At 72.3% G+C, this 9,287-nt stretch carries 10 protein-coding genes; 3 read left to right on the forward strand and 7 right to left on the reverse strand.

The features are described from left to right. Positions 1-159: 159 nt before the first annotated feature. Together G3I53_RS25415 and G3I53_RS25420 are read left to right on the forward strand one after the other, a co-directional pair. Positions 160-1,215: a right-handed parallel beta-helix repeat-containing protein gene (locus tag G3I53_RS25415; protein ID WP_164337804.1), complete on the forward strand. Its 1,056-nt coding sequence runs from the start codon at positions 160-162 to the stop codon at positions 1,213-1,215. Between the two features lie 57 nt (positions 1,216-1,272). Continuing rightward, positions 1,273-2,298 (forward strand): methyltransferase, encoded by a 1,026-nt coding sequence (locus G3I53_RS25420; RefSeq protein ID WP_164337805.1) that lies wholly within the window; start codon positions 1,273-1,275, stop codon positions 2,296-2,298. A 102-nt stretch (positions 2,299-2,400) separates the two neighbouring features. On the opposite strand, the gene G3I53_RS25425 is transcribed toward G3I53_RS25420, so the two are convergent. The 7 genes from G3I53_RS25425 to G3I53_RS25455 form a co-directional block, all read right to left on the reverse strand. Beyond that, a complete protein-coding gene (locus G3I53_RS25425; protein ID WP_164337806.1) occupies positions 2,401-2,733 on the reverse strand; it encodes a TcmI family type II polyketide cyclase in 333 nt (110 codons plus the stop codon). 53 nt (positions 2,734-2,786) lie between these two features. Beyond that, positions 2,787-3,269, reverse strand: a complete 483-nt coding sequence (locus tag G3I53_RS25430) for an SRPBCC family protein (protein ID WP_164337807.1) — start codon at positions 3,267-3,269, stop codon at positions 2,787-2,789. Between the two features lie 3 nt (positions 3,270-3,272). Then, positions 3,273-3,533 carry an acyl carrier protein gene (locus tag G3I53_RS25435; protein WP_164337808.1) on the reverse strand — a complete coding sequence of 87 codons (261 nt, stop codon included), beginning with the start codon at positions 3,531-3,533 and terminating at the stop codon, positions 3,273-3,275. After that, positions 3,530-4,834, reverse strand: a complete 1,305-nt coding sequence (locus tag G3I53_RS25440) for a ketosynthase chain-length factor (protein ID WP_164337809.1) — start codon at positions 4,832-4,834, stop codon at positions 3,530-3,532. Before G3I53_RS25440 ends, G3I53_RS25435 begins: the two co-directional genes overlap by 4 nt. Next, positions 4,831-6,099, reverse strand: coding sequence for a beta-ketoacyl-[acyl-carrier-protein] synthase family protein (locus G3I53_RS25445; protein ID WP_164337810.1), 1,269 nt, complete (start codon positions 6,097-6,099; stop codon positions 4,831-4,833). Before G3I53_RS25445 ends, G3I53_RS25440 begins: the two co-directional genes overlap by 4 nt. Further along, positions 6,096-6,563 carry a cupin domain-containing protein gene (locus G3I53_RS25450; protein WP_164337811.1) on the reverse strand — a complete coding sequence of 156 codons (468 nt, stop codon included), beginning with the start codon at positions 6,561-6,563 and terminating at the stop codon, positions 6,096-6,098. The genes G3I53_RS25445 and G3I53_RS25450 overlap by 4 nt, the downstream gene beginning before the upstream one ends. Before the next feature lie 67 nt (positions 6,564-6,630). Further along, positions 6,631-7,755: a SchA/CurD-like domain-containing protein gene (locus G3I53_RS25455; RefSeq protein WP_164337812.1), complete on the reverse strand. Its 1,125-nt coding sequence runs from the start codon at positions 7,753-7,755 to the stop codon at positions 6,631-6,633. A 249-nt stretch (positions 7,756-8,004) separates the two neighbouring features. Here G3I53_RS25455 and G3I53_RS25460 point away from each other — a divergent pair. After that, positions 8,005-9,287 (forward strand): FAD-dependent monooxygenase (locus tag G3I53_RS25460; protein WP_164438804.1); only part of this gene is annotated, 1,283 nt, incomplete at its 3' end.

The following is a 9,287-nucleotide window of genomic DNA, read 5'->3' on the forward strand; positions in this document are numbered from 1 at the left end:
CCGCCGGACCCGGATCCCGGCCGCGCGCCCGTGTCCACGGCCGGGGCCCGGCCACCCCTCTGACGGTCCGTCGCCTGCCGCGGCGACGCCCGCCGCACCCCGAGCCCACCTGGGCGATCACCGGTGGCGGGGCGGTATCGCCGCTCATAGCTTCGGCTCATGACCAAACGACACCTCACCTACCTCGCCTGCACCGCGGCGGTCGTGGCCTCGGGCCTGGCCGCCGCACCGTCGGCGGACCACCGCTCCGTGCACCGGGTGACCCCCGGCGAGTCCATCCAGAAGGCCGTCGACGCGGCCGAGCCCGGCGACACGGTCCTCATCGCGCCCGGCACCTACAAGGAGAGCGTCAGCATCACCGTCTCCGACGTGACCCTGCGCGGCTCCGGGGCGGGACGCACCGTCCTGGTCCCGGGCACCGGAAAGGACGCCTGCGCCGAGGCCGGCAACGGCATCTGCGTCACCGGGACCGACAAGGAACCCCTCAAGGACGTCTCCGTACGCGCGTTGACCCTGCGCGGCTACGAGAAGAACGGCCTGTGGGCCACCCGCACCGAGAAGCTGGAGGTGCGCGACGTCACCTCCGAGAAGAACGGCCAGTGGGGTATCGCCGAGGAACGCTCGGTGCGCAGCCTGCTCCGCCACAACGTGGCCCGGGACAACGGCGACGCCGGGCTGTTCGTGTCCAACACCACCGACACCGAGGAAGGCGCCCGCGACGCGGACGGCACCGTGATCCGCGACAACCGCGTGGTCGGCAACCGCATCGGCGTCACCGTGCGGCGCCTGCGCAACCTCAGCGTCGAACGCAACGAGGCCACCGGCAACTGCGCCGCCGTCTTCGTCGTGGGCGACGAGTCCACGCCCCGCGCCGGCGACCTGAGCGTCACCCGCAACCACATCCACGCCAACAACAAGCACTGCGCCGCCACGCCCCGGCTGCCCTTCCTCCAGGGCTCGGGCATCGTCCTCACCGGCGCCGAGGACACCGTGGTGGCCCGCAACCGGGTCGAGAACAACCAGGGCACCTCCCCGCTGTCCGGCGGCATCGTGCTGTTCAAGAGCTTCGTCGGCGCCGTCAACGAACGCAACGACATCCGCGACAACCTGGTGACCGGCAACAGCCCGGCCGACCTCGCCAACCGCGACACGGCCACCACCAACACCTTCCGCGGCAACACCTGCACCCTCTCCGAGCCCGCCGGAATGTGCTGACCCGGCCCTGCTCGCCCCCCACCCCCCATCACAGCATCAGCAGAAGCGAGGCAACGGATGACCACCGTTGATCCGGCTCCCCCGCCGCCCATGCGGCTGAGGGAGCTCGTTTTCGGGGCGGCCTGCGCCGCCGCCGTACGTGCGGCCGTGCGCCTGGGCGTGCCGGACGCGCTGGACGACACCCCCCTGACCGTCGACGACCTGGCCGCGGCGGTGAAGGCCCCGCCGCACACCCTGCGCCGCCTGCTGCGCGCGCTCACCTGCCAGGGTGTCTTCACCGAGCGGCCCGACGGCACCTTCGCGCACACCGACATGTCCCGCCTGCTGCGCGAGGACGACCCGCACAGCCTGCGCTACATCGCCCTGTGGTGCACCGAACCGTGGACCTGGAACGTCTGGCCGCAGCTCGACGAGGCCGTGCGCTCCGGACGCAACGTCTTCGAGGACGTCTACGACGAGGAGTTCTTCACCTACCTCAACGAGTCGGCCCCCGAGTCCGCGCACGTGTTCAACCGCGCCATGACGACCTCCAGCGAGCAGTCCGCGCGGGACGTCGCCCGGCTGCTCGACCTGACCGGCGTGGCCTCCGTGGTGGACATCGGCGGCGGCCAGGGACACGTGCTGGCCAGCCTGCTGGAGAAGCACCCCCACCTGCACGGCACCCTGCTGGACCTGCCGGGCGTCGTGGAGAACGCGGACCCACGGCTGCGCGAGGGCGGCTCCCTGGCCGGCCGGGTCACGGTCGTCCCCGGCGACTGCCGCGAGGACATCCCCGTCCAGGCCGACGTGTACATCATCAAGAACGTCCTGGAGTGGGACGACGACAGCACCCGCAGGGCCCTGGCCAACATCCGCCGGGCGGCGCGGTCCGGGGCCCGGGTCGTGGTCATCGAGAACCTCGTCGACGACACCCCCTCCATGCGGTTCACCACCGCGATGGACCTGCTGCTGCTCCTCAACGTCGGCGGCGCCAAGCACACCCGGCAGAGCATGACCGACCGGCTGACCGGCGCGGGCCTCGTCATCGGCGACGTCAGCCCCGTCAACGCCTACCTGCACGCCTTCGACTGCACCGTCCCCTAGACGGGACGACCGGACGACGGGCCGGCCCGCCGCCCCGCACACACGAGGCCGCCGGCTCCGCGACTGACGCGGAGCCGGCGGCCTCGGGACGTTCCCGGCCCGCTAGGAGCCGGGGCGCTCCCAGCGGTAGAAGCACTCCGCCATGGCGTCCTTCGGGCTGCGCCACGTCGCCGGGTCGTACGGGCTGACGTACGCCTCCAACTGCTCGCTGATGCTGCGGAACTCCGGATGCCCGGCCACCTTCGCGATGACGGGCGCCGGGTCCTGCTCGGACTCGATGAGGTGCAGGTACACGTCGTCGCCGAACCGGAACAGGCGCCGCCGGCTCACCCCGACCAGGTGGGGGAGCTCCCCCTGGTCGGAGGCGGCGAAGACATCGGCGATCCGCTCCGCCGAACCGGGAGCCATCCGGGCGACGATCAGGGCGTGGTGCATCGGTGCTGTCCTTCCTGGACCTTGGACCTTCCCGGACTTCCCGGACCGGTGCTTCAGCGGGTGGACGCGACGGACGCGCCGTCCCGCTCACGGGCTGCCTGCTCGATCCGGTCCCGGATGAGCGCCATCTGGGTGCGCGAGTTGCGGTTGATGTTGTCCGTCATCCACGCGTCGTCGACCGGGGCGTCGGGCTTCATCGCGAAGTCCTGCGTCCAGCGCATCTGCACGCCGCCCGGCAGCTCCGCGTACTCCCACAGGATGTCCATGTGGGCGAACGGGCCGGTCTCGACCCGGCGGGCACGCACCGTCCGTGCCGCGCGGTCCGGGGTGCGTTCCGACACCCAGCTCCACACCTTCCCGTTGTCGTCCGGGTGCATGGTCAGGCGGAACGTCGTGGTGTCGCCCTCGCGCGAGAGCACCTCGACGGAGGCGTACTCGCTGAACAGGTTCGGCCAGTTCTCGAGGTCGTTGGTCATCTCCCAGACGATGTCGAAGGGAGCGTCGATGGTGATGCTGTTCTCGGTGTGTCCTGCCACTTTTCAGGCTCCAGCCTTGAGGGTGTTGTTGACGAGGTCCAGGAACTCCCGGGGCGTCTTGCAGCGCTCCGAGTCGGGCGGCAGCGACCGGCTGTAGCGGTTCTCCAGCTCGCCGACGATGCCGAGCAGGCCGAGCGAGTCCAGACCGAAGGAGTCGAAGGGGGACTCCGCGGCCTGCCTCAGCTCCTGCGGGTCGACGGTGATGCCGGCCGCCTTCTTCATCAGGGCGGCCAGTTCGTCGAAGGTCACTTCGGTGGTGATCATGCTGTCTGCTCCTTCCCCGCCCGGTCCTGCCGGGCGGACTCGCCACCGCGGCGCACGACCAGCGCCGCGTTGGAACCCATCAGTCCCCTGCTGAGGACGAGGGCGGTGCGCAGCTCGGCCGGGCGGGCACGCGACGTCACCAGGTCGAGGTCGTGGCAGATGTCGGACACGTTCGGGGTGGGCGGAACCTGACCGTGTTCCATGGCGAGCACCGCGGCGACCGTGTCCAGCACCGGCGCCGCGCAGTGCGCCCGTCCGATGCCGGTCTTGGGAGCCGTCACGGGAACCCGCGTGCCGTGCGCGCCGAGGGCGTCGGCGATCGCCAGTGCCTCCGCCCGGTCCGCTTCGGGGACGCCCATCGCGTCGGCGAACACCACGTCGATCTCCTCCGGGGCGCAGCCCGCCTCGTCGAGGGCGCCCTCGATCGCCCGGGCCAGGCCGGCCCGGGAATCCGCCCAGCGGGACGCACCCGTGAAGGTGGCCGCGTGCCCGGCGAGCGTGGCCCGCACCGGCACACCCCGCTCCCGCGCCCGCTCCTCGTCCTCCACGACGAGCAGCGCACCGCCCTCGGCCGGCACGAAGCCGCAGGCCGCCGAGGTGAACGGGCGGTAGGCCCGCTCGGGCTCCTCGACGGTGCTCAGTTCGGGGTAACCGAGCTGGCACACCATCGAGTACGGGGCGAGCGGCGCCTCGGCGGCACCCACCAGCATCGTGCCGGTGCCGCGCCGCACGTCGCGGGCCGCGTGCGCCAGGGCGTCCAGTCCGCCGGCCTCGTCACTGGCCACCACACCGCAGGGCCCCTTGAAGCCGCCGCGGATGGAGATCTGGCCGGTGCTCGCCGCGTAGAACCAGGCGATCGACTGGTAGGGGCCGACGAACTTCGGTCCCTGGCCCCAGAGTTTCTGCAGCTCGCGCTGTCCGAACTCGCCGCCTCCGGATCCGGCGGCGGTGACCACCCCGACGCCGAACGGGTCCGCGGGGTCACCGCTGCCGAGCCCGGCCTCGTCGAGGGCGAGGGCGGCGGCGGCCATCGCGAAGTGGCTGAACCGGTCGGTCTGCACGAGGAACCGGTCCTCGATCAGGGCCCCCGCGTCGAAGGCGCGGACCTCGCCGGCCACCCGCAGCGGCAGATCACCGCAGCCCTCACGGCTGATCCGGTCCAGCACGACGACGCCCTCGCTGACGGCCTTCCAGAAGGCGTCGGGACGCATCCCGTTGGGTGCGATCACCCCGATGCCGGTGACGGCCGCGCTCCGAGGACGCCGGCCGCGCCCGGTGCGCTGTGTGCGCTGTGTGCTCATGGGGTCCTCCCGCCCGGCCCGGTCAGCAGCACCGCGGACTGGAAGCCGCCGAACCCGCTGCCCACGGAGAGCACGTTGTCCAGCTTCCGCGGGCGTGCGGTGCGCGGCACGTAGTCCAGGTCGCACTCCGGGTCGGGAGTCTCGTAGTTCGCCGTCGGCGGCACCACCTGGTGCTTCAGCGCCAGGACGCAGGCGACCACCTCGATCGCGCCGATCGCGCCGAGCGAGTGCCCCACCATGGACTTGATGGAGCTCATGGGCGTGTCGTGGGCGTGGGCGCCCAGCGACCGCTTCACCGCCGCCGTCTCGTGCCGGTCGTTCTGCCGGGTGCCGGAGCCGTGCGCGTTGACGTAGTCGATCCGGGCCGGATCGAGCCGGGCCTGCTCCAGCGTGCTGTCGATGGCCCGGGCCATCTCCAGCCCCTCACTGGTCAGCCCCGTCATGTGGTAGGCGTTGCCGAAGGTGGCGTAGCCGCCGATCTCGCAGAGGATCTCCGCGCCCCGGGCCCGGGCGTGCTCGTACTCCTCGAGGACGAGCACCGCCGCGCCCTCGCCCATGACGAACCCGTCGCGGCGGGCGTCGAAGGGCCGGGAGGCGTGCTCGGGGTCGTCGTTGTTCGGCGATGTCGCCTTGATGGCGTCGAAGCACGCCATGGTGATCGGCGATATGGGGGAGTCGGACGCCCCCGCGACGCACACGTCGGCGCGGCCCTCGGCGACGGTGTGGAAGCCGTAGCCGACCGCGTCGAGCCCGGAGGTGCAGCCGGTGGAGACCGTCTGCACCGGGCCGCGGGCGCCGAAGCGTTCGGCGACGACCGAGGCGAGGGTGCTCGGCTGGAACGCCAGGTGCAGCTTCGGATCGGCCGCCCGGTGGTCGACGTCCCAGCGGCTGCCGTGCTCGCTGACCTGGACGTAGTCGTGTTCCAGCCGGGTGGTGCCGCCGACGGCGCTGCCCAGGGAGACCGCGGTGCGCCACGGGTCGGCGGGGGAGGAGTCGAGCCCGGCCTCCCGCACCGCCTCGTCGGCCGCGACCGCCGCGAACTGGATGTACCGGTCCGCGTGCTGGCACAGGTCCGGGTCGAGGCCGTGCTCGAAGGGATCGAAGTCGCACTCGGCGGCTATGCGGGAGCGCAGTCCCGCCGGGTCGAACAGGGTGATGCCGCGGGTGGCGGTGCGGCCGGCTGCGAGGAGGTCCCAGAACGCCGTCGTCCCGGTCCCTCCGGGAGCGACCACACCGATACCGGTGACGGCCACTCGCCGGGTCATTTTATGGCCCCGCTGGGCTCGGACGGCCGTCCGTGCTGGGGCCCGCCGACCGTCAGCTGCGGTCCGGCCTCACTGGAGACGTTCTCCTCGGTGTCGACGTGCCCCAGACTCGGGTGCGGGGCCAGCGGACCCAGGTGGAACACCATCCGGGCCTCCTCGTCGGAGACGTTGCGGAAGCGGTGCCGCATGTCGACCGGGATCAGCAGGCCCTGCTCGGCCCGCAGCGGGAACGGCTCACCGTCCAGGTCCACTTCGAGCGCGCCGCTGACGACGTACACGAACTCCTCGGAGTACGGGTGGTAGTGCTCGCCGATGCGCTCACCGGGCTTGATGATGGCCAGGCCCATGAAGCCGCTGGTGGAGCCCACCGTGGCGGGGGTGAGGAGGGTCCTGAGGTCACCCCCGCGCCGGCGGTTGGGTTCCGTCTCGCTCAGGTCCACGATGCGTGGATGCTGCTTGGACATGATTGGTACCTCCGGGTGGGGCGGTGACGTCGGGGCGTCGACGGCCCGGCGTCACCGCGGTTGACCGTCAGGAAGCCGCCGAGCTGCGGTCGGTGACGGGCATCATGTCGGCGTGCGACAGGAGCCGGTTGAGGGTGCGCTCCGAGTCCAGGGACCCCTCGACGCCGATCGCGGCGCCGTCCAGCAGCCGCTCCAGCTCGGCGGCCTTGCCGGCGCCCTTGATGCCGAGGGCGGCGTGCAGGTCGAGGTCGAGCTCGCCGGTGACGTCGACCAGGCGGACCACGGTGTCGTCGCGCTGGAAGACGGTGCTCGCGTACACCGGGCCGGACGGGTCGTCGGCCGCGGCCTCGTCCTGGTGGGCGAGGAAGCGGGCCAGCTCCGTGCCGCGGCCGGTGACGGCCGGGTAGTACAGCATGTGCCGCCGCAGACCGGCGGGTTCGGGGCCGGCGGACACCACGTGGTGCACGGCCGGGAGGGCGGCGCGGGTGAAGAACACCCGGGCGGAGTCGGGGTCGGTGAGGTCCCGTTCCTGCTCCAGGTACGGGTCCAGGGCCTGCTCGACCGCCCGTACCCCGGGCTGCTTCGCCACGTGCCGCAGCGCCGCCAGCAGGTCGCCCTCCACCTCGACGGCGCGCACGACCCGGTTGCCGTGCATGAACAGGGACGTGCGGCGCAGCCGGGTGGTCTCGTCGACCTGGGCCTCGGGGGACTCGTACCCGGCCAGGAGTTCGGCGACCTTGGACTCGGAGCCCGGCTTCACGGTGAACGTGAGGGCGTGGCGGGCCACTCCCTCGCCCACGCGGGCGGCGGTCTGCAGGCCGGCCGCCGCCGCGCCGGACGCGGACGGCTGGTCGCGGTGGGTCTCGCGCAGGATGCTGTAGCGCATCGAGCGGGTGTCGCGGACGCAGCTGTGCATCGGCCGGACGGTCTCGACGTGCTCCTCGCTGTTCACCCACGCCAGGAAGGGCGGGGCGCTCTCCCACTCGCTGGTGATGAGCCACTGCGAGGGGTTCTCGATGGACTGGCAGAGCTGGTCACTGATGTGGCCGGGGACGGAGGCGACCTTGCTCCGCATGTGCTCGTAGGCGTCGAGGAACTGCTGCTGAGCTCCTTCGTACAGGTCGAGCAGCAGGATCACCCGCAGCCTGGAGCCGTCGAAGGCGGACTGCGCTATGTGTCCCGACGTGGTCATCCGGCACACCTCTCCTCTTCTTCGCGGAAGTTCTTCTGTCGAAGGTCAGGAACGACCGCCTGTCCGAAGGGGGCCGGGGTCGCCATGACTCGATGGTTGACGCGGCCTGAGGAGCGCGCGAGCGACACGGTGCACCTGGGTGAACCGCGTGTCATCCGGGTGCTGCCGGGACGAGGGGCGGCCCGCACCGGGCATGGAAGATGCGTCCCCTTTCCCAGCCCCGCGCGGGCCACGCTGGAGGCGTACTCCATGAACCGATTCGAAGAGGCCGGCGAGGTCGGTCACCGCACGCCCGTCCTCGTCGTCGGGGGCTCGCTCGTGGGCCTGTCCACGTCCCTGTTCCTCGGACGCCTCGGCGTCCCCCACACGCTGGTCGAGCGTCACGCCGGCACGTCCGTGCACCCCCGCGGACGCGGCAACAACGTGCGGACCATGGAACTGTTCCGGACCGCAGGCGTCGAGGAGGGGATCAGGCGGGCGGCTTCCGTGCTGGCGGACAACCACGGCATCCTCCAGACGCCGAGCCTGGTGGGCGACGCGGGGGAGTGGCTGTTCCGGGAGATCGACCCCGGCGGCGGCCTGGCCCGCTTCAGTCCCACCGGCTGGTGCCTGTGCAGCCAGAACGACCTCGAACCCGTGCTGGTGGAGGCGGCCCGCGAACTCGGCGGCGACCTGCGCTTCCACACCGAGATGATGTCCTTCGACCAGGACGCCGACGGGGTCACCGCCCGGGTCAAGAGCCGGGAGACCGGCGAGCACACCACCATCCGGGCGGACTACCTCGTCGCCGCCGACGGCCCCCGCAGCCCCGTCCGGGAGCGGCTGGGCATCGCCCACAACGGCCCCGGCGACCTGTTCCACAACGTCAGCATCACCTTCACCTCCCGTGACCTGGCGGACGTGGTGGGGGACCGGCGGTTCATCGTCTGCTACCTGACCAGCCCGGACGGCGACGGAGCCCTGCTGCCGGTGGACAACCGCGAGCGCTGGGTCTTCCACGCCCCCTGGCACCCCGAACACGGGGAGACGCTGGAGGAGTTCACCGACGAGCGGTGCGCCGCCCACATCCGGCGGGCCGTGGGCGTACCCGACCTCGACGTCACCGTCACCGCCCGCGCCGCCTGGCACGCCGCCGAGCGGGTCGCCGAACGGTACGCCGACGGCCGGGTGTTCCTGGCCGGCGACTCGGCCCACGAGATGTCCCCCACGGGGGCCTTCGGCTCCAACACCGGCATCCAGGACGCGCACAACCTCGCCTGGAAGCTGGCCGCGGTGCTCGGCGGCTGGGCCGGTCCGGGGCTGCTGGACTCCTACGACGCCGAGCGCAGGCCCGTCGCCGAGGCGACCAGCGCCCGCGCCTCGTCACGCTCGGTCGAGCACAGCCACCCCGGCTACACCCCCGCCGAGGGGGCGGGCGGCCCGGGCGGCCGCAAGGGCGGCATCCTCAACGTGGCCCTGGCCTACCGCTACCCGCGCGGCGCGGTCGTCGGCGCCGCCCCCGCCGCCCCCGTCGTCCCCGACGGGGTGCGGCT

Origin of the sequence: Streptomyces sp. SID14436, assembly GCF_010548465.1 — a bacterium.
In the GTDB taxonomy this organism is placed as follows: Bacteria; Actinomycetota; Actinomycetes; order Streptomycetales; family Streptomycetaceae; genus Streptomyces.